The organism is Vibrio sp. K4 (assembly GCF_051122595.1).
GTDB lineage: Bacteria > Pseudomonadota > Gammaproteobacteria > Enterobacterales > Vibrionaceae > Vibrio > Vibrio owensii.
In genome coordinates this window covers 842,931-867,245 of sequence record NZ_CP178577.1, presented here as the reverse complement: position 1 = coordinate 867,245, position 24,315 = coordinate 842,931, and the positions used below count along the sequence as shown (strand labels likewise).

At 45.4% G+C, this 24,315-nt stretch carries 21 protein-coding genes; 5 read left to right on the top strand and 16 right to left on the bottom strand.

Annotated elements, in window-relative coordinates; all coding sequences use genetic code 11:
• Nucleotides 1-24: 24 nt before the first annotated feature.
• The 11 genes from tmk to yceD all read right to left on the bottom strand — a co-directional run bounded on the left by tmk (nucleotide 25) and on the right by yceD (nucleotide 8,924).
• Nucleotides 25-657 (bottom strand): dTMP kinase, encoded by a 633-nt coding sequence (gene tmk, locus ACLIIY_RS04040; protein ID WP_434528144.1) that lies wholly within the window; start codon nucleotides 655-657, stop codon nucleotides 25-27.
• Nucleotides 654-1,670 (bottom strand): endolytic transglycosylase MltG, encoded by a 1,017-nt coding sequence (gene mltG, locus ACLIIY_RS04035; RefSeq protein ID WP_434528143.1) that lies wholly within the window; start codon nucleotides 1,668-1,670, stop codon nucleotides 654-656. The genes tmk and mltG overlap by 4 nt, the downstream gene beginning before the upstream one ends.
• Nucleotides 1,667-2,482: an aminodeoxychorismate lyase gene (pabC, locus tag ACLIIY_RS04030; RefSeq protein WP_434528142.1), complete on the bottom strand. Its 816-nt coding sequence runs from the start codon at nucleotides 2,480-2,482 to the stop codon at nucleotides 1,667-1,669. Before pabC ends, mltG begins: the two co-directional genes overlap by 4 nt.
• A 107-nt stretch (nucleotides 2,483-2,589) precedes the next feature.
• Nucleotides 2,590-3,837: a beta-ketoacyl-ACP synthase II gene (gene fabF / locus ACLIIY_RS04025; protein ID WP_009707027.1), complete on the bottom strand. Its 1,248-nt coding sequence runs from the start codon at nucleotides 3,835-3,837 to the stop codon at nucleotides 2,590-2,592.
• A gap of 93 nt (nucleotides 3,838-3,930) precedes the next feature.
• Entirely contained in the window at nucleotides 3,931-4,164 is a 234-nt protein-coding gene (acpP, locus tag ACLIIY_RS04020; protein WP_004406112.1) for an acyl carrier protein, read from the bottom strand.
• 245 nt (nucleotides 4,165-4,409) lie between these two features.
• Nucleotides 4,410-5,144, bottom strand: a complete 735-nt coding sequence (gene fabG, locus ACLIIY_RS04015) for a 3-oxoacyl-ACP reductase FabG (protein WP_026000247.1) — start codon at nucleotides 5,142-5,144, stop codon at nucleotides 4,410-4,412.
• Between the two features lie 34 nt (nucleotides 5,145-5,178).
• A complete protein-coding gene (fabD, locus tag ACLIIY_RS04010) occupies nucleotides 5,179-6,102 on the bottom strand; it encodes an ACP S-malonyltransferase (RefSeq protein ID WP_017189384.1) in 924 nt (307 codons plus the stop codon).
• A gap of 75 nt (nucleotides 6,103-6,177) precedes the next feature.
• A complete protein-coding gene (locus ACLIIY_RS04005; RefSeq protein ID WP_009707029.1) occupies nucleotides 6,178-7,128 on the bottom strand; it encodes a beta-ketoacyl-ACP synthase III in 951 nt (316 codons plus the stop codon).
• A 5-nt stretch (nucleotides 7,129-7,133) separates the two neighbouring features.
• Nucleotides 7,134-8,159, bottom strand: coding sequence for a phosphate acyltransferase PlsX (gene plsX, locus ACLIIY_RS04000; RefSeq protein ID WP_009707030.1), 1,026 nt, complete (start codon nucleotides 8,157-8,159; stop codon nucleotides 7,134-7,136).
• A 10-nt stretch (nucleotides 8,160-8,169) separates the two neighbouring features.
• On the bottom strand, nucleotides 8,170-8,340 hold the full coding sequence (gene rpmF / locus ACLIIY_RS03995; protein ID WP_005396978.1) for a 50S ribosomal protein L32: 171 nt from the start codon (nucleotides 8,338-8,340) through the stop codon (nucleotides 8,170-8,172).
• A 59-nt stretch (nucleotides 8,341-8,399) separates the two neighbouring features.
• The gene (gene yceD, locus ACLIIY_RS03990; protein WP_005439592.1) at nucleotides 8,400-8,924 is read right to left on the bottom strand and encodes a 23S rRNA accumulation protein YceD; all 525 of its coding nucleotides are present in this window, start codon (nucleotides 8,922-8,924) and stop codon (nucleotides 8,400-8,402) included.
• Nucleotides 8,925-9,073: 149 nt separating this feature from the next.
• Here yceD and ACLIIY_RS03985 point away from each other — a divergent pair, with 149 nt between their 5' ends.
• The gene (locus ACLIIY_RS03985) at nucleotides 9,074-9,655 is read left to right on the top strand and encodes a Maf family protein (protein ID WP_020196394.1); all 582 of its coding nucleotides are present in this window, start codon (nucleotides 9,074-9,076) and stop codon (nucleotides 9,653-9,655) included.
• A 377-nt stretch (nucleotides 9,656-10,032) separates the two neighbouring features.
• Here ACLIIY_RS03985 and rluC read toward each other — a convergent pair whose 3' ends face one another.
• Nucleotides 10,033-10,977: a 23S rRNA pseudouridine(955/2504/2580) synthase RluC gene (rluC, locus tag ACLIIY_RS03980; RefSeq protein ID WP_009707033.1), complete on the bottom strand. Its 945-nt coding sequence runs from the start codon at nucleotides 10,975-10,977 to the stop codon at nucleotides 10,033-10,035.
• Between the two features lie 637 nt (nucleotides 10,978-11,614).
• On the opposite strand from rluC, the gene rne reads away from it, so the two are divergent.
• Nucleotides 11,615-14,704: a ribonuclease E gene (rne, locus tag ACLIIY_RS03975; protein ID WP_434528141.1), complete on the top strand. Its 3,090-nt coding sequence runs from the start codon at nucleotides 11,615-11,617 to the stop codon at nucleotides 14,702-14,704.
• A 325-nt stretch (nucleotides 14,705-15,029) separates the two neighbouring features.
• Complete coding sequence (locus ACLIIY_RS03970) at nucleotides 15,030-16,589, top strand: SulP family inorganic anion transporter (RefSeq protein WP_005439600.1); 1,560 nt, start codon at nucleotides 15,030-15,032, stop codon at nucleotides 16,587-16,589.
• A gap of 80 nt (nucleotides 16,590-16,669) precedes the next feature.
• Here the strand turns inward: ACLIIY_RS03970 and ACLIIY_RS03965 are convergent, their stop codons facing one another.
• Entirely contained in the window at nucleotides 16,670-17,119 is a 450-nt protein-coding gene (locus ACLIIY_RS03965) for a low molecular weight protein-tyrosine-phosphatase (RefSeq protein ID WP_009707037.1), read from the bottom strand.
• A gap of 117 nt (nucleotides 17,120-17,236) precedes the next feature.
• On the opposite strand from ACLIIY_RS03965, the gene cobO reads away from it, so the two are divergent.
• Nucleotides 17,237-17,842: a cob(I)yrinic acid a,c-diamide adenosyltransferase gene (gene cobO / locus ACLIIY_RS03960; RefSeq protein WP_038896040.1), complete on the top strand. Its 606-nt coding sequence runs from the start codon at nucleotides 17,237-17,239 to the stop codon at nucleotides 17,840-17,842.
• Between the two features lie 75 nt (nucleotides 17,843-17,917).
• On the opposite strand, the gene ACLIIY_RS03955 is transcribed toward cobO, so the two are convergent.
• The 3 genes from ACLIIY_RS03955 to apbC all read right to left on the bottom strand — a co-directional run bounded on the left by ACLIIY_RS03955 (nucleotide 17,918) and on the right by apbC (nucleotide 22,094).
• Nucleotides 17,918-20,005, bottom strand: coding sequence for an AsmA family protein (locus tag ACLIIY_RS03955; protein WP_434528140.1), 2,088 nt, complete (start codon nucleotides 20,003-20,005; stop codon nucleotides 17,918-17,920).
• 189 nt (nucleotides 20,006-20,194) lie between these two features.
• The gene (gene udk, locus ACLIIY_RS03950) at nucleotides 20,195-20,836 is read right to left on the bottom strand and encodes a uridine kinase (protein WP_005439612.1); all 642 of its coding nucleotides are present in this window, start codon (nucleotides 20,834-20,836) and stop codon (nucleotides 20,195-20,197) included.
• A gap of 181 nt (nucleotides 20,837-21,017) precedes the next feature.
• Complete coding sequence (gene apbC, locus ACLIIY_RS03945; RefSeq protein WP_434528139.1) at nucleotides 21,018-22,094, bottom strand: iron-sulfur cluster carrier protein ApbC; 1,077 nt, start codon at nucleotides 22,092-22,094, stop codon at nucleotides 21,018-21,020.
• A gap of 157 nt (nucleotides 22,095-22,251) precedes the next feature.
• Between apbC and metG the strand changes: the two genes are divergently transcribed.
• Entirely contained in the window at nucleotides 22,252-24,312 is a 2,061-nt protein-coding gene (gene metG, locus ACLIIY_RS03940; protein WP_005439615.1) for a methionine--tRNA ligase, read from the top strand.
• Nucleotides 24,313-24,315 lie beyond the last annotated feature (3 nt).

The window sequence follows — 24,315 nt, the reverse complement described above, 5'->3', positions numbered from 1 at the left end:
GAGCGACCTCAATCCACATTCTGCTTACAGTGACGCTAGCCATTCGTTTAGCGCAGCTTTAATGTCTTGTGCAACCTCTTCAATCGACTGCTCAGCGTTGATCACCACGATGGAATCATCGGCATTAGCCAACGCTAAGTAACGCTCACGCGTGCGTTCAAAGAAGCTGATGTCCATTTTTTCAATACGATCTAGTTCGCCACGTCCACGAGCACGCTCAAGTCCAACTCGAGGATCGATATCCATGTACAATGTGAATGCAGGCTTAAATTCACCTAGAATTGTATCGCGCAGATTCTTCATCAGTGATGCATCGATTTGGCGACCACCACCTTGGTAAGCTTGAGAAGACAAATCATGACGGTCGCCGACGACCCATTGTTCGTTTGCTAGCGCTGGCTTAATCACGTTCTCAACTAACTGAACTCGTGCTGCATAAAGCAAAAGCAGTTCAGTCATGTCTTTTAGATCTTCGCCTTCGTGCTCTTCTTTTACTAATGCACGCATCTTCTCTGCTAGCGGCGTACCGCCTGGTTCACGAGTATTAACGATATCTTGGATACCTGCAGCTTTCAGCGTATCTAAAACGGTTTTAATCGCAGTGCTTTTACCCGCGCCCTCTAGGCCCTCAACGACAATAAAGTTTGCTTTCATCATTTGTTCTTTCTTAGTTCTCTTAAATAGGCACGTACAGCACGATTGTGCTCAGCAAGGGATTTCGAAAACACATGTCCGCCCTTTCCACTTGCTACAAAATATAGGTAATTACTGTTTTCTGGGTTGAGAGCAGCCTCAATCGATGCTTCACCGGCCATGGCGATTGGCGTTGGTGGCAACCCATTAATGGTGTATGTGTTGTATGGCGTTGGTGTACGCAAATCTTTCTTACGGATATTGCCATCGTATGCATCCCCCATCCCGTAGATAACGGTTGGGTCAGTTTGCAAACGCATACGTTTATTGAGGCGGTTAACAAATACCGATGCAACACGTTCGCGCTCAGCATCAATTGCCGTCTCTTTCTCAATAATAGAAGCTAGGATCAGCGCTTCGTATTTATCTTTCAGTGGTAACTTGTCCTGACGCGCTTCCCATTGTTCATCAAGAATCTTGTTTAGCTTGCTGTGTGCACGCTCTAAGATCTGGCTTTCACTTGCGCCAGCAGTGTAATGGTAAGTCTCCGCAAGGAATAAACCTTCAAGCTTCTCACGTTCAATACCTAGCTTTTCTGCCATTTCTTTTTCAGACAAACCAGTTAAGTCATGTTTTACATGAGGTGCAGCTTTTAGCTGTTCAACCCACTCAGAGAAACGGCTGCCTTCGACAAAAGTAATCGCAAATTGATGCTCTTTGCCGGTATTGAGCTGTTCTAACGTTTGATAAAGCGAAACTTTTGGCTCAAGTTGGTAAGTGCCTGCTCGTACTTGAAGAAGCTCTGGGTAAAGGCGGGGCATTAAACGAATGTAATCAGAAGCTTCTATGATGTCGTCTTTTACAAGATCACGCATCACTCGGTGAAAGCTAGTGCCATTTTCTACGGTAAACAGCTGAGGCTGCTCTATAAGAATTGGTGAGTTAACATATTGCTTAGTCTGTGAAACAACGTAAAAAACACCTGCTGCACCAATAACGGCAATCAGTACAACAAAAGCAAACAGTTTTTTAATCACGAATTTAGATTCCCTTGAAGTCGTCGAGTCAATTTTCCTATTGGAAAGTCAATCTTGTTATCTGGTGTCGAAATACCGCTGACCGGTGCCACACCTAATAGTGAGTTACACATCAACACCTCGTCTGCATTAAGCAAATCAGAGAGTTCGAATGTTGCTACCTGCACTGGGTAGCCATTGGTTTGGAGAAATTCCAATACCTTACGGCGCATTACGCCAGCCACACCAGACAAACTCAAATCGGGTGTGTATACCTTTTTATCTTTAACCCAAAAAAGGTTTGCCATTGTAGTTTCAATGACATGATTTTGCACATTTAACGTCACAGCATCGGTAAATTCCGTGCCTTCAATTTCCGCTTTTGCGAGAACCTGTTCGATTCGGTTGTTATGCTTATGACCAGCCAGAAGGGGTTGAATGCCAAGGCGGATTTCACAAACCCCTAACGGCACGCCATTTTCTTGCCATGAAGAGTAATGAGAAGGAAATGCAAAATTCGAAATAGTCACGACTGGCCCTTCGATACCGCTAGGACTATACCCTCGCCCTCCAGTGCCGCGACTGATATGAATTTTGATTCCGGCAAGCTCGTCATTCAAAACTGCTTTCATTACCCAATCGAATACTTGGCTCCAATCAGGAAAAGGGATGTGTAATGTTTTCAGGCACGCTTCCATTCGCTCAACATGCGCTTGCCAATGCTCTAATTCACCCTTCTTAGTTTTAATAGTTGTGAAACAGCCATCGCCATATTGAAACGAGCGGTCGCCAAGCGAAATGTGTGTTTGTGGCAATCCATTGACCCAGAACATTCAGATACCTTTACTTTCCGATCGACATATAAAACAAAACGGCTCAATGCTAAGCATCGAGCCGTCAGAATACAAGTATCGCTTCTCTAAAACAGTGTTAGAGATTTTTACTCAGCGAATTTTTTGAATACTAGCGAACCGTTTGTACCGCCGAAGCCGAACGAGTTACAGATTGCGTATTCCATATCAACTTTGCGCGCTGTATGCGGAACAAGATCGATATCTAGACCTTCTTCTGGATCATCTAGGTTGATCGTTGGTGGAACGATTTGGTCTACCAAAGAAAGAACTGTGATGATCGCTTCAACTGAGCCAGCAGCACCTAGAAGGTGACCAGTCATAGATTTAGTTGAAGATACTAATACTTGCTTAGAGCCTTCTTCACCAAGAGCACGTTTAACACCCTTGATCTCAGCCACATCACCAGCAGGTGTCGATGTACCGTGAGCGTTCACGTAACCAACTTGAGTACCAGTGATGTTTGCGTCACGCATTGCCGCTTCCATTGCTAGAGCGCCACCTGAACCATCTTCACTTGGAGAAGTCATGTGGTAAGCGTCACCAGACATACCAAAGCCAACTAGCTCTGCGTAGATCTTAGCGCCACGTGCTTTTGCGTGCTCGTACTCTTCAAGAACCATCATGCCCGCACCGTCACCAAGAACAAAGCCGTCACGGCCCTTATCCCATGGACGAGACGCTTTTTGAGGCTCATCGTTACGAGTTGAAAGTGCTTTTGCTGCACCGAAACCAGCCATACCTAGTGGTGTAGATGCTTTCTCTGAACCACCAGCAACCATCGCCTCAGCATCACCGTATGCAATCATACGCGCTGCGTGGCCGATGTTGTGTAGACCTGTAGTACATGCCGTAGAGATCGCGATGTTTGGACCACGAAGACCACGCATGATAGATAGGTTACCTGCAACCATGTTTACGATGGTCGAAGGAACAAAAAATGGGCTAACTTTGCGAGGACCTTTTTCAACAAGCGCTGTATGGCCTGTTTCGATTAGGTCTAGACCGCCGATGCCTGAGCCGATTGCTACACCAACTCGAGCTGCGTTTTCTTCGGTAATTTCTAAGCCAGAGTCATCCAGTGCTTGGATACCCGCTGCAATGCCGTACTGGATGAATAAATCCATTTTACGAGCATCTTTCTTAGACATGTACTCTGTGCAATCAAAATCTTTCACAAGACCAGCAAAACGAGTCGAGAAGTTCGTTGCATCGAAATGTTCGATGTTCACGATACCGCTTTGACCTTCTAGCAGGGCTTTCCAAGATGATTCTACTGTGTTGCCTACCGGTGACAACATACCCATGCCTGTGACAACTACACGACGCTTGGACACGATATAATTCTCCGGGAATTGAATGTTTCTATGAGAGGATAGAAGAAGTTAGAAAGAACACAGGCGGTCTAGGAGACCGCCTGGGAGAGATAATTACTGAGCGCTGTTTACGTAGTCGATTGCAGCTTGAACAGTAGTGATTTTCTCAGCTTCTTCGTCAGGAATCTCAGTGTCGAATTCCTCTTCTAGAGCCATTACTAGCTCTACAGTGTCTAGAGAATCAGCACCTAGATCGTCAACGAATGAAGCTTCGTTTTTAACTTCTGCTTCGTCTACACCTAGCTGTTCAACAATGATTTTCTTTACGCGTTCTTCGATGTTGCTCATTTTTCTTTTCCTTTACAGATTTCGCCTAATGCGATGATTCCGTAGTTTATTCGAACTATTGAAAGTTGCAAGGGGGTCCTTGCTGGTCAAACCACAAAATTAGCGAATTTAACCGAATTTCAATACATTTTTGACTTAAATCATGCACAAATCTTGCGCATGAGCATGACAACTTAATGACAGTTAACAGCAACTATAGGCTATTTTTCACAAAGTAAAACAGCTTATTTTGCACGAACTGTGCATTAAACCATGTACATGCCACCATTTACATGCAAAGTTTCACCAGTAATGTAAGCCGCTTCAGGTGAAGCTAGGAATACAACTGCTGATGCAATTTCACGTGGGTCACCTAGACGACCTGCTGGCACGTTCGACAACGTTGCTGCACGTTGGTCATCATTTAGCGCCTTAGTCATGTCAGTTTCGATGAAACCAGGTGCGACTGTGTTTACTGTTACGCCACGAGAAGCTACTTCACGGGCCATTGATTTAGTGAAACCAATCACACCCGCTTTTGCTGCTGCATAGTTTGTTTGACCAGCGTTACCCATAGTACCAACAACAGAACCTACGTTGATGATGCGACCAGCGCGTTTTTTCATCATGCCACGTAGAACCGCTTTAGACATGCGGTAGATTGGCGTTAGGTTTGTATTGATGATGTCGTTCCACTCGTCATCTTTCATACGCATTAGCAAGTTATCGCGCGTGATACCAGCGTTGTTTACTAGAATATCGATTGCACCAAACTCATCATTGATGTTTTTTAGTGTTGCTTCGATAGACTCAACGTCAGTTACGTTAAGTGCTAGACCTTTACCGTTTTCACCTAGGTACTCGCTGATCGCCGCTGCGCCGCCTTCAGAAGTCGCAGTACCGATTACCGTTGCACCGCGTTCAACAAGAAGTTCAGCAATCGCACGACCAATGCCACGGCTTGCGCCTGTCACTAGAGCGATCTTACCTTCTAGATTCATCATGTTGTGTTTTCCTTTTCTTATCGTGAACAGATTACTTAGCGGCTTCTAGCGACGCTACGTCGTTAACTGCTGCTGCGCTTAGTGTTTTCACGATACGTTTAGTCAGACCTGTCAGAACTTTGCCAGGACCAAGCTCAAGAAGATTTTCTACACCTTGCTCGTTCATTAGCTGCACGCTCTCAGTCCAACGAACTGGGCTGTGAAGTTGACGAACAAGTGCGTCTTTGATTTTTGCAGGATCAGTTTCAGCCACCACGTCAACGTTGTTGATAACCGGAAGTTGTGGTGCGTTGAATTCGATAGATTCTAGCGCGACAGCTAGTTTCTCTGCTGCAGGTTTCATTAGTGCGCAGTGTGAAGGCACTGAAACAGGAAGAGGAAGTGCACGCTTAGCACCTGCTTCTTTACATAGTGCACCAGCACGTTCTACCGCGTCTTTACTACCTGCGATAACAACTTGACCAGGTGAGTTGAAGTTTACTGGAGAAACGACTTCACCTTGTGCTGCTTCTTCACAAGCTTTTGCAATTGCTTCGTCATCTAGACCGATGATCGCGTACATTGCACCAGTACCCGCAGGTACCGCTTCTTGCATCAGTTGACCACGTAGCTCAACCAGTTTGATTGCTTCTTTAAAGTCAATCACGCCAGCACACACAAGCGCTGAGTACTCACCTAGGCTGTGACCCGCTAGGTTTGCTGGTTGCTCAAGACCAAGCTCTTGCCATACACGCCAGATAGCAACAGATGACGCTAGCAAAGCTGGTTGAGTACGGAAAGTTTGGTTTAGATCTTCTGCAGGTCCATTTTGAACAAGCGCCCATAGGTCGTAACCTAGTGCGTCAGATGCTTCTGCAAATGTTTGTTTTACTACGTCATATTGTTCGCCTAGATCAGCAAGCATACCAACTGCTTGTGAACCTTGACCTGGAAATACGATAGCAAACTTGCTCATGTTGTTTTCCTTTAAGCAAAGTAAAAAGAAATAAGATGCACCGTAGCGCATCTTAAATTTTGAATCTTGTGAAACTTAGAATTTCACCAGGGCAGAACCCCAAGTGAATCCGCCGCCAAACGCTTCAAGAAGTAGAGTTTGACCACGTTTAATACGACCATCACGTACCGCCTCATCCAGTGCTGTTGGCACGGTTGCAGCTGATGTGTTGCCGTGTTTATCAAGTGTGATCACGACTTGGTCTAGTGACATCGAAAGCTTTTTCGCTGTCGCTGAAATAATGCGGTAGTTCGCTTGGTGCGGAACCAACCAGTCTAATTCAGACTTGTGCATATCGTTCGCTTCAAGCGTGTCTTTAACCAGCCTTGATAGCTGAGTAACGGCTACTTTGAATACCTCGTTACCGGCCATATGAAGCCATTTATTTGCATCTTTACCACGTTCAGGAACAGGAAGGCTCAATAGATCACCAAACTGGCCGTCTGAATATATGTGCGTAGAAATAATGCCAGGCTCTTCGCTTGCACCAAGAACAACGGCACCCGCAGCATCACCAAACAAGATGATGGTTGAGCGATCCGTTGGGTCACATGTTTTCGACAATGCGTCTGCACCAATCACAAGCACGTTTTTGCACATGCCAGATTTGATGTGTTGGTCAGCAACAGATAATGCGTATACAAAACCTGAACAAGCAGCGGCTAAGTCGAATGCAGGACAACCTTTAATGCCAAGCTTTCCTTGCACCTGACACGCAGATGAAGGGAAAGTATGGCTACTGCTAGTAGTAGCAACGATAATTAGGTCGATATCATTTTTATCAATGCCGGCCATATCGATAGCGTTTTCAGCTGCGTAGAATGCCATGTCCGCAACAGTTTCATCTTCTGCTGCAATTCGACGCTCTTTAATACCAGTACGAGCTACGATCCACTCATCACTTGTATCTACCATTTTCTCTAGGTCTGCGTTAGTACGCACCTGAGATGGCAGGTAGCTGCCAGTACCTAAAATTTTGCTATACATGAAGACTAATAATGCCTCTCGAGTAAAACCGCTTCCAAACGATCGCTAATACGGCTTGGTACTTGTCGTTTGACCTCGTGTACTGCCTCGCCAAGTGCATTGACAATCGCAGATACATCCGCACTTCCATGGCTTTTTATGACAATGCCGCGCAATCCTAGCAAACTTGCGCCGTTATACTGGTCGGGGTTCAGTGTTTTTAGTTCATTAAATAGCCGAGAAAACAGTTTTCTAGCAATCCATCCCTTTATCGTTGATGCCATCATGCTGGTTTTTAGTTTTTCGATAAAGAGTTGCGCTGTTCCCTCGCTGGCTTTTAAGCATACGTTACCGACAAAGCCATCACAAACAATGACATCGGCAACGTCATGCAAAATTTGATTACCTTCAATATAACCCACAAAATTAATTGCGTCGGTTTGAGAAAGCATTTCTGCACAGCGTTTGACTAAATCGTTTCCTTTAATTTCTTCAGCACCAATATTCAGCACCGCCACACGAGGTGGATGACCGAGGTGTTCCTCGGCTAACGCACTGCCCATCACTGCAAATTGAAATAAGCTGTCTGCATCGCAAGATACATTCGCACCAAGATCTAACATCCAAGTACGTTTGCCACTAATGGTAGGTAATGCGGAAACTAAAGCAGGACGCTCAATACCAGGAAGCAGTTTAAGAATGAATCGTGAGAGCGCCATCAAGGCTCCGGTGTTACCACCGCTCACACACGCATCTGCTTCGTTATCAGAGACCAGATCAATGGCCATACGCATGGAGCTATTTTGGCTATTACGTAATGCTAAAGACGGTTTTTCTGAATTAGAAATTACTTTCTCGCTATGAAGAATGCTTAAACGAGAACTGGTAGAGGTACCTAGTTGAGATAATTGAGACGTGATCAGAGGTTGATCACCTATAAGAATCACTTTTAGCTCTGGGAAATGAGACAGTGCCTGCACGGCGGCAGGCACTGTTACGCGTGGACCGAAATCCCCGCCCATTGCATCAAGTGCAACGGTAATACTTTGCAAAGGTTCAACCTTACTTGTTGATAACCTTTTGACCACGGTAGTAACCTTCAGCAGTTACGTTGTGGCGTAGGTGAGTTTCACCAGAAGTCGCGTCTACAGATAGTGCAGCTGTAGTTAGCGCATCGTGTGAACGACGCATACCGCGCTTAGAACGAGTTTTACGGTTTTTCTGTACGGCCATTGACCCTACTCCTATACTATTGGGTTAAAAACCTAAAGAAGAAGCGGCTACCACACCAGTTACTTTTTCAGATTTTTCAAAACGTCGAATGGATTCGGTTTTTCTTCCTCAATTTCTTCAGGAATCTCACCAAAAACCATGTTATTTGAATCAACGCTACAATCCGCTTCATCGTGCATTGCGATTTGAGGTAATGTTAAGATGAACTCGTCTTCAACTAGTTGTATAAGGTCTAATTCACCGTACTCATTTAGATCTACCAAATCATAAATTTCTGGTGCTTCCTCTTCTGTCTTCTCACCGTAGTAAGGAGTGTAAAGGAATTCAACTTCACACGGATGTGTGAATACCTCATTACAACGCTGACACTCTAAGTCGACTTCGATGTTAGCTTTACCAGAGATAACAACAAGTCGCTGTTCATCAATATCAAATGACAATGAGACTTCTGCGTCGCGTTTTACGCCTTCAGTTGTTTCCGCTAAGCGCTTGAAAAGACTAGCTTGGATGATGCCATCGTAATCTAATCGTTTCTGTGCGGACTTCGCCGGATCAACCGTTCGCGGTATTTTTACCTTTTGCATAGGGCGCGAATATTATCTTCCAAATCAAAATTAGTCAAAGAAAAAGGCAAAAAAGTTGTACTTTTTTACGCTTAATATAGAGAGCATTAGCCAGAATCGATTTTGATCGATTATCCTATTGGAAATGCTTGTGCGAATTGTAATTCAAAATGAAAAATTACCAACTGGTTTTAGCCTCAACCTCCCCTTTTCGTAAACAACTGCTTGAAAAACTAGCAGTACCTTTTACTTGCTTGTCACCCAACTGCGATGAGACCCCTTTAGCTAACGAAACCCCTTTAGAACTGGTACAACGGCTTGCTATTGGTAAAGCCACTTCTTGTGACACAACCCATGACAGTTTGGTCATTGGCAGTGACCAAGTGTGTGTCATTGACGGCAATATCGTTGGTAAACCGTTAAACCGAGAAAACGCCATCAAACAGTTATTGGCTCAAAGCAGTAAAACCATCACTTTTTATACCGGACTAGCTGTCCACAACACAGCAACTAATCATACCGAAGTCGGCTTCGACACTTTTGAAGTGCACTTTAGAGATTTGACGCGTGAACAAATCGAACGCTACGTCGACAGAGAAGAACCTTTTTACTGTGCTGGTAGCTTTAAAAGCGAAGGAATGGGAATTTGCCTGTTTAAGAAGTTAGTCGGCAAAGATCCGAATACGTTAGTCGGCCTGCCACTTATTGATTTGATCGACATGCTGCAAAAACAAGGGTTAGAGGTTTTGTAGGGAATACAGAAGACTCCAAAGGGCTGATATGGACGGTTTAAGCAGTAACATCAAGCTAGTGACTTGGCATCGCAACCAGAGATTCCCGATATCGCTCCTTCGTCGCTTTCGGGAATGACGCCGTATAACCTCATCCATCAAAAAGTAAGTCATAACCCACTTAAATTCAGAATTCACTGCACGTCATCCTCAAGATTGAGGAACGAGCGAGTTGGGGATCTCTTTCAACGGTATCGCTGAGCACAAAGTTCTCATAACTCAACAGGCAAAGCTGCCGCCACTCTCTAAGAAGCTTTCTACGATCAAAAAAGCCGATGTATTAACATCGGCTTTTACATAGCTTTTTGCGATGGCGAGGGATGTAGATACGCTTGCCTCTACTTTTTACGCAAACCCGCTAAAACTTTCTCTAATTTCGCTTCCATCGGCGCGTTGATTTCCATCCACTCATCATTCGATGGGTGCTGGAACTTGATGTTCGCTGCATGTAGGAACAAACGATTCAAACCAACCTGACCTGTGTACGCATCAAAACGACGATCGCCATAACGGTCATCCCATGCAATTGGATGCCCCGTGTATTGAGTATGCACACGAATCTGGTGAGTACGTCCCGTAATAGGACTTGCTTGAATTAACGTTGCTTGTTCGAATTTCTCTAAGACTTTAAAACGCGTCTCAGACGGTTTGCCGTTTGGATTCACTCGTACAATACTGTTCACTTCGTTTTTAAGCAGTGGCGCATTAACGACTTTGCAGCTGTTTTTCCACTCACCCATGACAAGCGCGAAGTAGAACTTCTTCACTGTCTTTTCACGGAACTGTGCTTGTAAATGACGTAACGCAGAACGCTTCTTCGCAACCAGCAAGATGCCGGATGTATCACGGTCGATACGGTGCACGAGCTCAAGAAAGCGAGCTTGTGGTCGTAATGCTCGAAGTGCTTCAATCGCACCAAACTTTAGACCACTGCCGCCATGCACTGCTGTGCCAGATGGCTTGTTGAGAATCAATAGATGATCATCTTCAAAAATGATCTTGTCTTCCAACTCTGCCACTTTGTTTAGCTTCGTGCTCGGCGCGACGTCGTCCTCTTTCTTTTCTACCGTAACCGGAGGAATACGGACAAGATCGCCTGCTTTTAGTTTGTACTCTGCCTTAATGCGCTTTTTGTTTACGCGCACTTCCCCCTTGCGCACGATTCGGTAAATCATGCTCTTTGGGATGTCTTTTAATTGGTTACGCAAGAAATTATCAATGCGTTGACCCGCCATATCTTCGTCGATATCAACGAACTGGACTTGTGTTCTTATTTCGCTCATGGGCGCTATTGTAAACTCAAATCTGTGCGACTTCACATTATTCTTGCTGCAAAAGAAACACTTGTTGTCATAAATAGTTCCAAAACACGCCAAGCTTTTGTTTAGATTATTAAAAGTCTTTATCAACTTCTCTATTTGTTTCTCGTCTTTCTCAGTTTGCGAGACTCAAGTGCTTATGAAACAGCCAGTTATAAATTACAAAATTTGAATTTAGCGCCAAATTTTCCATCGTTTGCGCTAAAGCAGATTGCTGATATCAACCTGCGCTGCTATAGTTCACAGCTGCTAAGGAAGGTTTGGTTACATTTTGTTCATTACCAATCATTTATCCCCAAGCAATGTGAGTAGGTTGTTGAATGTCAGGTGCAGCATTGGCGTAAGACACATTGAGTTCAACACACTTGTCACTCTACTCCTCGCATATTCACGTTGAGTATCTACCGCCCGATATAGCGGGTCACAAGTTTCCGTTTCCAACGAAACCCAAAAGAATTTGTGATGACTGAAGTGCCCTAGAGCATCCCCTTCCAGCCGGGAGGCTGCAAAATATAAGCCATGGGATCAGGCACCGTGAAAGAGCGAAACAAAAGTGACAAGTTGCAAAGAAATATAAAGAAAAGACAACGAGAAATTTTCAATGAAAAGAATGTTAATTAACGCAACTCAAAAAGAAGAGTTGCGTGTCGCTCTGGTTGATGGCCAGCGACTTTTCGATCTTGATATCGAGAGTCCAGGTCATGAATCTAAAAAAGCGAATATCTACAAAGGACGTATCACACGTATCGAACCAAGCTTAGAAGCCGCATTTGTTGATTACGGTGCTGAGCGTCACGGTTTCCTCCCTCTTAAAGAAATTGCCCGCGAATACTTCCCAGAAGGTTACACTTACCAAGGTCGCCCAAGCATTAAAGAAGTGCTGACTGAAGGTCAAGAAGTAATCGTACAAGTGGAAAAAGAAGAACGTGGTAGCAAGGGCGCAGCTCTTACTACTTTCATCTCTCTTGCGGGTAGCTATCTTGTTCTTATGCCTAATAACCCTCGTGCCGGCGGTATTTCTCGTCGTATCGAAGGTGATGAGCGCACTCAACTAAAAGCTGCTTTAAGCACGCTAGAACTGCCGCAAGGTATGGGTCTAATCGTACGTACTGCTGGCGTAGGTAAGAGTGCAGAAGAACTTGAGTGGGACTTGAACGTACTACTTAACCACTGGGGTGCGATTAAGGGCGCGGCAGATTCTAACCCTGCTCCTTTCCTAATCCACCAAGAAAGTAACGTAATCGTTCGTGCGATCCGTGACTACCTACGTCGTGATATCGGTGAAATCCTAATCGACAGCAACACCATCTATGAACGTGCACGAGAGCACATTCAATTGGTACGCCCAGATTTCATCAGCCGCGTTAAAAAATACGAAGGCGAAGTACCGCTATTTAGCCACTACCAAATCGAAAGCCAAATTGAATCCGCTTTCCAACGTGAAGTGCGCCTACCATCAGGCGGTTCTATCGTAATCGACCCAACAGAAGCTCTAACTTCTATCGATATCAACTCTGCTCGCGCAACAAAAGGCGGCGATATCGAAGAAACGGCACTGAACACTAACCTAGAAGCAGCAGACGAAATCGCTCGTCAATTGCGTCTACGTGACCTTGGTGGTTTGGTTGTTATCGACTTTATCGATATGACGCCAGTTCGTCACCAACGTGAAGTAGAAAACCGTCTACGTGAAGCCGTTCGTTTAGACCGTGCTCGCGTTCAGATCGGTCGCATTTCTCGCTTTGGTCTTCTAGAAATGTCACGCCAGCGTTTGAGCCCTTCTCTAGCAGAAGCAAGCCACCATATCTGTCCTCGTTGTAGCGGTACAGGTGTTGTTCGTGATAATGAATCTCTAGCTCTGTCTGTTCTTCGTTTAATTGAAGAAGAAGCACTGAAAGACAACACGGCGCAAGTTCTTGCCGTAGTACCTGTTCCGATTGCATCTTACCTTCTGAACGAAAAACGTCGCTCAGTGAACCACATCGAACGTATCCAAGAAGTGAAGATCACGGTTGTTCCTAACTCTGATATGGAAACACCGCACTTCGAAGTGATTCGCGTACGTGAAGGTGAAGAGTTCGATCTGCTTTCTTACCTACTTCCTAAGAAATTGGAAGCAATGAAAGAAGCAGAAGGCAAAGAGCCTTCAGAAGCTGACATCAAACCTAAACGTATTGAAGAACCAGTTCTAAAAGGTTTCGCTGCACCAGCTCAAACTGCGCCTGCTCCTAGCGCGACTTCTAAGCCTGCTCCGGCAGCGAAGAAGAAAGAAGTGGTTCAAGAAGAAAAACCTGGTCTATTTAGTCGTCTATTTAAAGCAATTGGTAGTTTCCTATTCGGTGGTTCTGAAGAAGTAAAAGAAGAGCCTAAGAAAGAAGAAGAGAAGAAACCAAGCCGCGATAACAAACGCAACAAACGTGACCGCAACGACCGTCGTCGTAACAACAACCAACGCGATAATCGCGAAGGTCGTGACAACCGCGACAACAAGCGTCGTCGTAAGCCACGTGAAGAACAAGCGACTGAGCAAAACGAAGCGCAGCAGCAACCTAACAAGCAGCAAAACCGTAACCAGAAGCGTAAGCCAAAAGCTCAGCAAGCTGAAAAAGCACAAGAGCCAAAAGCAAATGCTAAGGTAGCGGAAAAAGGCCTGCAGCTTGCTGCTGAAGCACGCACTGGTTCAGAAGCGAAGCCTGAAGAAAGCAAAGCGAAGCCAAACGCAAAAGCAGAAAAAGTGAAAGAGCGTCGTCAACGTCGCAAACTAAACAAATCTGTACGTGTGAAAGACCAGCAAGCGGCTGAGCAAGCTGAACAGGAAACACCAGTACAAGCAATTGAAGCGGTTGAAGCACCTGTTGAGAAGCCAGTAGAGGCGGCAGCAGAAGCGCAACAAGACAAAGCTGAATCGAAACAACGTCGCAACCGTCGTTCACCACGTCACCTACGTGCAAGTGGTCAACGTCGTCGTCGTGGTCGCGATCGTCGCCCTAACCCATTCCGCCTACGCAAAGGTGGTGTAGCCTCTCCTGAGATGGCTATGGGTAAAGTGATGCCACGCTACATTCCAAAACCAGCGCCTAAAAAGGAAGAGCGAGTGAAGGAAGAAGTGGCAGTAGCAGCGACATCGGTACCTGCAATGCAAGGTGGTTTTGCTTGTCCAGAAATGGCGATGGGCAAAGTGATCATTCGCCGCGAGCAACCTGCAGTAGTTGAAGCGCCAGTGGTTGAACCAAAAGTTCAACAGCCAGTAGAAGCGAAAGTTGAAGCTCCAGCTGTAGAAACGCCTGCTGTAGAAGCACCAGTTGTTGAAACAGTCGAAGCACAAAAAGCGGAACCTGCAGCAGTAGAAGCAGCGCCAGTAGAGCCAATCATTGAACCGGTTGAAGCACCTGTCGTTGAAGTTACCGAAGCAGCTCAAGAGCCAGTGGTTGAAGTGGTAGAAGACACTGTAGAGCAAGTTGCAGTAGAAGCACCAATCGCTACACCAGCTCCTAAAGCAGAAGTTATCAAAGTAGCAGCTAAGCCACGCGCTAGCGCTCCGATGACTAAAGCACCAGGTCCTCAAGAGCTTCGTGAAATCACGGTTTCAGCAGCGCCGTTTAAAGCAGACCGCTACGCTCCAAAAGGCGCAGGTAGTCAAGTTGCAACAAACCGTGCATCAGCACAGATGACAAAACCAAACTTTAGCTAAGCTAGAATTTGGCCTCGCGAACGCGAGAGTGAAACGAAAGGCTGCCAATTGGCAGCCTTTTTTGTTGCTGTGAGTGTTAACTATAATTGTTCATATTAATATCAACGACTGATCACATTTGTGCGTCAATATCCCCTTCATTGTTGAACTTAATCACACTTTTCGGTAGCATTCGCCGACTTAAGTTTTCGACACCATTCTGCTGCTGCTCTTTTTTTACTACTGTTTGTGCTGATAAAAGTGAAGACACTTTACCCATCAGCGCTCGTGCAAATACGAATATGTGTCGGGAGAAATTCATCGCCAAGAGAACTCAATACAAAACATGTTCGAATTTCCTCAATTTTCTAAGCACTCCGTAAAAAACGATGTGCTATCAGGTCTTACGGTTGCGCTAGCACTGGTTCCTGAAGCTGTAGCATTTGCATTCGTTGCTGGTGTAGACCCTATGGTTGGTCTGTACGCAGCCTTTATCGTCGGTCTTATCACCTCTATCTTCGGTGGCCGTCCAGGTATGATTTCTGGTGCAACGGGCGCTATGGCTGTTGTAATGGTGTCGCTAGTTGCGACTCACGGCGTTCAGTACCTATTCGCGGCTATCATGTTAGCCGGTATTCTTCAGGTCGCAGCGGGGCTATTCAAGCTGGGTAAATTCATTCGAATCGTACCTCATCCAGTAATGATCGGTTTTGTAAACGGTCTGGCTATCGTTATCTTCCTAGCTCAGTTAGGTCAGTTTAAAGCGCCTGACATCAACGGCATGCTGACTTGGTTACCACAAGACCAAATGCTACTAATGCTTGGCCTAGTGGCGCTAACAATGGGTATCATTCACTTCTTACCAAAAATTACCACAGCTGTGCCTTCTTCACTTGTTGCGATCGTAACAGTAACGGCTCTAGTGGTTGGTTTAGACCTAGAAACACGTACGGTAGTCGATTTCCTACGTACTATGTCTGGTGACGAAGCAGCGACTTTGGCGGGCTCTCTTCCGACCTTCTCAATTCCAGCGGTTCCTTTCACTCTTGAAACACTGCAGATCATCTTGCCTTACGCAATCATTCTTGCAGCTATCGGTCTGATTGAGTCTCTATTGACGCTAACGGTACTAGATGAAATGACCAACACTCGCGGTCAGTCAAACCGTGAATGTATCGGTCAAGGTATGGCAAACATGACGTGTTCAGTGTTTGGTGCAATGGGTGGTTGTGCGATGATTGGTCAGTCAATGATCAACGTAAACTCAGGTGGTCGTGGCCGTCTATCAGGTATCGTTGCAGCTATTGCACTTCTGATGTTCATCCTGTTTGCATCTTCTCTGATTGAGATGATTCCACTTGCTGCGCTTGTTGGTGTGATGTTCATGGTGGTTATCGGTACGTTTGAATGGGCAACATTCAAACTTGCACGTCGTGTACCTAAACAAGATTTCTTCGTAATCGTTCTAGTAACGGTAGTGACGGTTCTGACTGACCTAGCGGTTGCCGTAGCGGTTGGTGTTATTGCCTCTGCACTTATGTTCGCATGGCAACACGCTAAACACATCTACGCTGACACGCGCCTAAACGAAGAAGGCTCAAAAGAGTACAAGATCCACGGCCCTATCTTCTTTGGTTCTGCGGCTAACTTCTTAGAGTTGTTCAACGCACACGACGATCCAAAAGACATTATCGTCGATTTCGCGGACTCTCGTGTAACAGACCACTCTGCAATCGAAGCGATCGAAACTCTGGCTGAACGTTACGCAGCACTAGGTAAAACGCTTCACCTACGTCACTTGAGCCCAGACTGTCGTAAGCTACTAGACAAAGCAGGCAGCTTGGTTGAAATCAACGTGAAAGAAGACCCAAGCTACAAGGTTGCGACTGACATACTTGCTGGCTAATAAAACTAAAAAGGGATGAGCATGACTCATCCCTTTTACTATCCAGCTTTCGGGCTCTTCGCCCTATCCAAACTATTTGACTAAAGCTTCTTTAAAATCGTTTCCGACGCGTCTTCAATCAAATCCAGTACCAATTCAAAACCTGCATCACCGCCATAGTATGGGTCTGGGATCTCGTCATAATCAGATTCACCATGACTTAAAAATAACGACACTTTATGGCGATGCTCTACCGGGCAAATATCCAATAGATCGGCAAGATTCGCTTTATCTGCCGCTAACACCATATCAAATTCATCGAAGTCCCCTATTGTTACCTTACGAGAACGCATCCCTTTGAACGAATAACCTCGCTGCTTTCCTGCTTGCATGGAGCGTGCATCAGGCGGATTTCCGGCGTGGTAACCAATCGTTCCTGCCGAGTCCACTTCCACTGAAATACCCAACTCTTTAGCTTTTGCTCTTAATACCGCTTCACCAGTTGGCGAACGACAAATATTTCCCATACAAACAACGAGTAGTTTCTTCATTTTATTCCCTGAATTATCGATGGTTTTTCTTCACGATATGTTGGTCTATCATAGCGAGATAATTCGATGAACCCAAGTTAGCACGGGCAAAGCACACAACGGAATTGAGGAAGTACTATGTCTATCGAAGAAAACAAAGAAGCACGCCATAAGGCTCGCCAACAAAAAGTAAAAGAACAGGTAGACGCAAAAATCGCGGCCGCCCAAGAAGAAAAGGGCCTACTGCTGATCATAACCGGCAATGGTAAAGGCAAATCGACTTCAGGTTTCGGCACGATTGCTCGCGCAGTGGGTCATGGGTTGAAGTGTTCCGTTGCTCAATTTATCAAAGGCACATGGGATAATGGTGAGCGCAACCTACTCGAAAAACTCGGCGTTGAGTTTCAAGTGATGGCAACAGGCTTTACTTGGGAAACGCAAAACAAAAGCGCAGATACCGAAGCAGCACAGTTGGTATGGCAGGAATGTAAACGCATGCTTGGCGATGAATCAATTGATGTCGTCTTGTTTGATGAACTAACGTACATGGTGAGCTATGGTTACATCGACTTGGATGAGGTCGTAGAAGCCCTAAACAACCGTCCTAAAATGCAGTCTGTCGTGATCACTGGCCGCGGAGCACACCGCACTCTGATTGAAATGGCCGATACCGTATCGGAAGTAAAGAACGTCAAACACGCTTTTGAATCTGGCGTAAAAGCGTTAAAAGGTGTGGATTGGTAATCTATTCATCGTGTAATAAGTAATAAAAAGGGTTGGCACATTGCCAACCCTTTCTCTTTTGCATTTAGACCGCTGTTAATTGAACAAGCCTTTCAATAGACCATCAACGGCCTCTTTGGTCTTCTCATCTTTGATCTTGTCCGTTAGCTTCTCTACGCCACGATCAATTTCTTTCTGTGCTTTTTGCTTCAACACATCGTCAAAGACCAACTTAAATTTAGGTTCCGCCCATTTGCCAGAAACGTTGATAGGAATAGTGATGTCTTTAAGCTCATCGATATTCTTACCGCCCTGACCTTCCAGTGAACCTACAATCGAGGTGCTGATGGTAAAGTCGACCGTTTCGTTTAGGTAGTTCGCTTGACCTTTACCACGAACGCGAAGAAGTGGAGACTGCGCTTTCATGTTATCGGTAGAAACCACACCTTTGTTCAACTTCAAGGTCGCTGTCATCGCGCTAAAGTCCGTTTTCTTGACTTCATCAGTGCCATCTAAGCTCTGGCCTTTGAATCGTGCGTAGTTTTCACGGATAAGCTGAGCGACGTTAATGCCATTAACAGCGCCATCCGCAAAGTTAATCACAACCGTGCCTGTTAGATTTTTCTTGATGCCTGTTGGCGTTAGGCTCTTGCCACTGACGTTCACATCAATGTTACCAGTGCCCTCGAGCATGTCGTTATTTGCTACATCAACAAGTAACGGTTGGACTTGAACGCCTTTGATTGATTTCTTCGCAGAGTAAGTGGCTGGCGATTTACGCGCATCCAGTTTGGCTGTTGCGGTGATCGTGCCTTGGTACAACTTAGAGCTGAATGAAGTGAGATCAAAGACACCACGATTAACAGAGAAGCTTGCTTTTACCGCTTCCATCTTCGCGTTCGCTGCTTTGAACTTATCAATTGTAATATCACCCTTCACATCAAGCGTTTTTAGTGCCGATAAGTCTGGTTCAACTTCTGGCCCTGCTGGTGCTTTGCTACCACCTGATGCTGATTTATCACCCGCTTGAGCTTGCTTATTCAAGCCTAGGAATTCATCCAAATCGATATTAGGACTATGCACTGCAAAGCGTACTTTCGGAATATCACCCAAAGTCACATCCGCTTTACCGTCCAATGAAATAGCGTTCGCCGTTAGCTTCTCCAACACAAAGCTCAGGTGGCTCTTAGTTAGGTCGAACGAAAGATCCGAAGCCATATCCACTTTCATTGGTGATTGCGGCAGCGCATCTCCCTCAAAAGTTGAGTCGAGCGTCAACTTGTTCAACTGCACTTTGCTGATGGCTTTATCGACCGTTAATTCGCCGCCACCCTTCATATCCAACTTCATACCACCAGCTTCGCCTTTCAATGCATAGCTTAGGTTGTTTACTTTATCGAATTCAAACGTTTCCAAGCCAATCGTTGCTGATTCGATCTTGTTTGTCGCATCTGAATAGGTTGCATCGAAGTTGATGTTTTTCAAAGCGTAGCTTGCAAGGCCTTTTGCCAATTTAAAGTCCGCTTTACCTTGCGCGGTGAAGGTTTGCTCATTCATCTCACCTTTCACGCCAAAGTCTGCGGTTGTCCAGTTATCGAAAGCAAACTGAGAAAGGTTTAGTGAGATATCAGAAAGCTTGGTGTAGCTTCCGGCTTGCTTATCTTGGATTTCAACATAACCATTTGAGATGCTGACACCGGCAAGATTGATCGTCCAATCAGAAGCGGCGCTTTGTGAGTCTGCGGCTTGCTCTGGTGCTGCATCCGTCGTTTGTTCTGCTTGTTGAGTTTGTGCTTTGGTTAATGTATCAATGTTCTTGGTGCCATCTTTCAGTGTTTCAAGATAGAACTCTGCACCATCAAGGGTGACGTTACCAATTTCTAGCTGTTTGCTTAATAGCGGGGTAACCGAGACATCAACACCGACCGTCTCGACTTTAAATAGATTTGGCTGGCTAAAACCTTGTGGGTTTCTTAGCTCAGTACGACCCAATTCGAAGCCAATCGATGGGAAAAACTGCCAACTAATATCCCCTTCAATGACTAATTCCAAACCGGTTTGCTTTTGCGCTTGCTCCACAATAAGTGGTTTAAACTGGTTTGGATTGACAAAAATCACTAACCCTAAAATAACAGCCAAGATCGCCACAATTGGGATGGCAATGATTAAGAGCAGTTTCTTCATTCGCTTTTTCCTTGCTCGAGTGTTTTTACAATTATAAGCGCAGACTTGTTTTATCGCCGACAGTTCCACAAAAGCGTGAAAAATGTCCGGTTTTCCGTTGCAACTGACTAATTTAAAAACAAAAAAAGAAGTGGCACCTAAGGTGCCACTTCTTCATACAAAAATAAAGCGATATAGCCGTCTAAAGGCTTAAGCTTTCAGAAGTTTTGCAATGTGCGCTTTAAGAACGTCGATTGCGATACGGTTTTTACCACCGCGAGGAACGATGATATCCGCGTATTGCTTAGAAGGTTCGATAAACTGCATAAACATCGGACGAACAGTCTGTTGGTATTGCTTAAGAACAGACTCCATAGTACGACCACGTTCTTCAACGTCACGTTTAACACGGCGTAGTAGACAGATATCAAGTGGTGTATCCATAAATACTGTCGCGTGCATTAGGTCACGTAGACGAGGGTCGGTTAACAGCAAGATACCTTCAAGAATGATTACCTTTTTAGGGGTCATTGGAGTGGTGTTGCTTGTACGAGTGTGCTCCGTGTAGCTGTATTCTGGAACTTCTACAGCTTCTCCACGCACCAATTTCTCTAGGTGTTCACAGAGTAGGTCGTGGTCCAACGCGCTCGGGTGATCGTAGTTAGTCTTTACACGCTCTTCCATGCTTAGGTTGCTTTGGTCGTTGTAGTAGCAATCTTCCGTGATGACACCGATTTGATGATCGCCCACTTTCTCGCGAAGCTCATTGTAAATTGTGCTCGCGATCAGACTTTTTCCCGAAGCAGAAGCGCCAGCAATACCGACGATGACGCATTGATTATTATCAGACATTAATTTGCACCCGATGATGATTTTCTAGTCACATAAAAAGATAAACTGCCTGATTATAGGGAGTTCACCCCCTCGTGACTAGCTGGAATTAGGGTTTCGTTATAAGTTTCTGTCAGCTCAGAGGATTAACCTCCGAGCAAACGTTTAAATGCGTAATATTCAACCAGCGTTGATATTAAACTCAGTTCACCATAGTAAAACTGATTGCATCCGGTTTGGCTTTACCTTGCCAATACATGGTGCCACAAACTCGGTCAGCAAGCTGTTTGTAGTAGCCCGCATGCTCACTATCAGGGCGTCTCGCCACTGTTGGGATACCGGCATCAATATCTTCTCGCATAGAGATATGAAGCGGAATTTGCCCAAGCAGCGCCAAGCCAAATTCTTGTGACATTTTCTCTGCACCACCAGTACCGAAAATATGCTCAACCGCTCCACACTGACTACAAATGTGGTAACTCATGTTCTCAACGACGCCGACAACTGGCACGTTAACTTTGTGGAACATAGCCGCACCTTTACGTGCATCCGCTAATGCAAGATCTTGTGGTGTAGTAACAAGGACAGTACCTGTTACTGGAATCTGCTGTGACAACGTTAGCTGAATGTCACCCGTACCCGGCGGCATATCGATAACCAGATAATCAAGCTCCGGCCAATCCGTTTCGGTTAGCAGTTGTGATAGCGCTTTAGAAGCCATAGGGCCACGCCAAATAGCCGCTTCCGATTTATCCACCAAGTAACCGATAGAATGAGTATAGATGCCATGAGCAAAAATTGGCTCCATCCATTTGGCGTCACGAACTTCAGGCTTTGCGTCTTCTTGACCTAACATCATAGGAACCGATGGGCCATATATGTCAGCATCTAACAAGCCAACTTTCGCACCAGACGGTGCAATGGCTAAAGCAAGGTTAACCGCGGTTGTCGATTTACCCACACCTCCCTTTGCTGAGCTAACTGCGATAATGTTTTTCACGCCTTTGACGGCATTGGTAACTTGCGTCTCAAGCGCTTTGATATTCAGTTCGATTTGAAAATCAAACGCTGGAACATCACCCGATGATTGTTGCCCTTTAATCCAACTGCTCAACGCCACTTGGAGTTCGTTGCTCGCAAACGGTAAGGTAATTTGAATGCCACCTTGCGCGGGGATTGCAACCATACCATTAATATCTGCCCAGTTTTCCACCAACTGTGGATGTTGAAACTGGTTAAGCCAATGACAAAAATCTTGTTTTGAAGTGAACTGATGCATGAGGCCTCCTTTATGCATCTAATCGTAGCACCCAGCGGCGAGATTCAGAACCCCAAAAAAACTAAGGCAATCCATGGTTTGATGCCTTGGCGTTAGGGAACTCATGGGGTAGTATTAGTCTCTATTTTTTATACCTATCAAAAAGCGATTATTAAGTATGGCAAACGATCCAAGAAAACTGCTGGTAACTTGTGCCCTTCCGTACGCTAATGGTTCGATTCACCTAGGTCACATGCTTGAGCACATTCAAGCTGACATCTGGGTTCGCTACCAACGCCTACGTGGCAACACTGTAAACTTCATCTGTGCTGACGATGCTCACGGCACGCCAATCATGCTAAAAGCACAACAGATGGGTATTACGCCAGAAGAGATGATCGCTGCAGTGAGCGAAGAGCATCAAAAAGACTTCGCTGGCTTTGATATTAGCTTTGATAACTACCACAGCACACACTCAGAAGAGAACCGTGAACTGGCTTCTCACATCTACCTTGAGCTGAAGAAAAACGGTTTTATCTCTAGCCGCACGATTTCTCAACTGTTCGACCCTGAGAAAGAAATGTTCCTACCGGATCGTTTCGTAAAAGGTACTTGTCCTAAGTGTAAGTCGGAAGATCAATACGGCGACAACTGTGATAACTGTGGTGAGACGTACAGCCCAACTGAACTGATTAACCCGAAATCAGCAGTATCTGGCGCAACTCCAGTAATGAAAGACTCTGAGCACTTCTTCTTCGACCTACCTCAGTTCGAAAGCATGCTAAAAGAGTGGACTCGTTCAGGTTCTCTACAATCTGAAACCGCAAACAAGATGCAAGAGTGGTTCGAATCTGGTTTGCAACAGTGGGATATCTCACGCGATGCACCTTACTTCGGCTTCGAAATCCCAGGCGAGAAGAACAAATTCTTCTACGTATGGCTAGATGCACCGGTTGGTTACATGGCTTCTTTCAAGAACCTATGTGACAAGACTGAAGGTCTAGACTTCGACGAATACTGGAAGAAAGACAGCACAACGGAGCTTTACCACTTCATCGGTAAGGACATCGTTTACTTCCACTCTCTATTCTGGCCAGCAATGCTTGAAGGCAGCGGTTTCCGTAAGCCAAACAACGTATTCGTACACGGCTACGTAACGGTAAACGGCGCGAAGATGTCTAAGTCTAAAGGTACGTTTGTTAAGGCAAGCACTTACCTGAATCACCTAGATCCAGAGTGTCTGCGTTACTACTACGCGGCAAAACTAAACAGCCGTATCGACGACCTAGACCTTAACCTTGAAGACTTCACTCAACGTGTTAACGCTGACGTAGTAAACAAGATTGTTAACCTAGCTTCTCGTAACGCTGGCTTCATCTCTAAACGTTTTGAAGGCAAGCTTGCTGAAAACTTTGCAGAGCCTGAGCTATACAACGAATTCGTTGCAGCAGCAGACCGCATCGCAGAGCTTTACGAGACTCGTGAGTTTGGCCGTGCGATCCGTGAAATCACAGCACTAGCAGACAAAGCAAACCAATACGTTGACGAAAAAGCACCTTGGGTTGTTGCAAAAGAAGAAGGCAAAGATCAGGAGCTACAAGAAATTTGTTCTGTAGGTATTAACCTGTTCCGCGTTCTGATGACTTACCTGAAACCAGTTATGCCTGCACTAGCAGCGCGTACTGAAGCATTCCTAAACGAAGAGCTAACTTGGGAAGGTATTGCTGCACCACTGACTGGTCACGAGATCACTAAGTTCAAAGCGCTGTTCAACCGTATTGATCCTAAGAACATCGAAGCGATGATCGAAGCATCGAAAGAAGACGCTGCGGCAGAAATGGCAGCAAAAGAGAAAGCGGAAGCAGAAAAGAACAAAGCTAGCCAAACTGAGTTAGATAAAGATCCAATCGCTGAAGAGATTGAGTTCGATGCTTTCGCAGCGGTTGATATGCGTATTGCTCGCATCATCTCTTGTGAAGAAGTGCCAAAAGCAAACAAACTGCTTAAGTTCCAACTAGATATCGGCGGTGAAACTCGTCAGGTGTTCTCTGGCATCAAGTCAGCGTACAAACCTGAAGAGCTAGAAGGTAAGCTAACTGTAATGGTTGCTAACCTAAAACCTCGTAAGATGAAGTTTGGTATGTCTGAAGGCATGATCCTAGCCGCTGGCCCTGGTGGTAGCGATCTATGGATTCTTGAGCCACACGAAGGTGCTCAACCAGGTATGCGTGTAATGTAATCC

Bases quoted from the DNA above. Each gene is read 5' to 3' on its own strand.
- ACLIIY_RS03965 (WP_009707037.1), bottom strand. From the start codon at position 17,119: ATGAAGAAACTACTCGTTGTTTGTATGGGAAATATTTGTCGTTCGCCA.
- rpmF (WP_005396978.1), bottom strand. From the start codon at position 8,340: ATGGCCGTACAGAAAAACCGTAAAACTCGTTCTAAGCGCGGTATGCGT.
- ACLIIY_RS03985 (WP_020196394.1), top strand. From the start codon at position 9,074: ATGAAAAATTACCAACTGGTTTTAGCCTCAACCTCCCCTTTTCGTAAA.
- yceD (WP_005439592.1), bottom strand. From the start codon at position 8,924: ATGCAAAAGGTAAAAATACCGCGAACGGTTGATCCGGCGAAGTCCGCA.
- acpP (WP_004406112.1), bottom strand. From the start codon at position 4,164: ATGAGCAACATCGAAGAACGCGTAAAGAAAATCATTGTTGAACAGCTA.
- cobO (WP_038896040.1), top strand. From the start codon at position 17,237: ATGTCTATCGAAGAAAACAAAGAAGCACGCCATAAGGCTCGCCAACAA.
- rluC (WP_009707033.1), bottom strand. From the start codon at position 10,977: ATGAGCGAAATAAGAACACAAGTCCAGTTCGTTGATATCGACGAAGAT.
- apbC (WP_434528139.1), bottom strand. From the start codon at position 22,094: ATGCATCAGTTCACTTCAAAACAAGATTTTTGTCATTGGCTTAACCAG.
- rne (WP_434528141.1), top strand. From the start codon at position 11,615: ATGAAAAGAATGTTAATTAACGCAACTCAAAAAGAAGAGTTGCGTGTC.
- pabC (WP_434528142.1), bottom strand. From the start codon at position 2,482: ATGTTCTGGGTCAATGGATTGCCACAAACACACATTTCGCTTGGCGAC.
- tmk (WP_434528144.1), bottom strand. From the start codon at position 657: ATGATGAAAGCAAACTTTATTGTCGTTGAGGGCCTAGAGGGCGCGGGT.
- fabG (WP_026000247.1), bottom strand. From the start codon at position 5,144: ATGAATCTAGAAGGTAAGATCGCTCTAGTGACAGGCGCAAGCCGTGGC.
- udk (WP_005439612.1), bottom strand. From the start codon at position 20,836: ATGTCTGATAATAATCAATGCGTCATCGTCGGTATTGCTGGCGCTTCT.
- ACLIIY_RS03955 (WP_434528140.1), bottom strand. From the start codon at position 20,005: ATGAAGAAACTGCTCTTAATCATTGCCATCCCAATTGTGGCGATCTTG.
- metG (WP_005439615.1), top strand. From the start codon at position 22,252: ATGGCAAACGATCCAAGAAAACTGCTGGTAACTTGTGCCCTTCCGTAC.
- ACLIIY_RS04005 (WP_009707029.1), bottom strand. From the start codon at position 7,128: ATGTATAGCAAAATTTTAGGTACTGGCAGCTACCTGCCATCTCAGGTG.
- fabD (WP_017189384.1), bottom strand. From the start codon at position 6,102: ATGAGCAAGTTTGCTATCGTATTTCCAGGTCAAGGTTCACAAGCAGTT.
- ACLIIY_RS03970 (WP_005439600.1), top strand. From the start codon at position 15,030: ATGTTCGAATTTCCTCAATTTTCTAAGCACTCCGTAAAAAACGATGTG.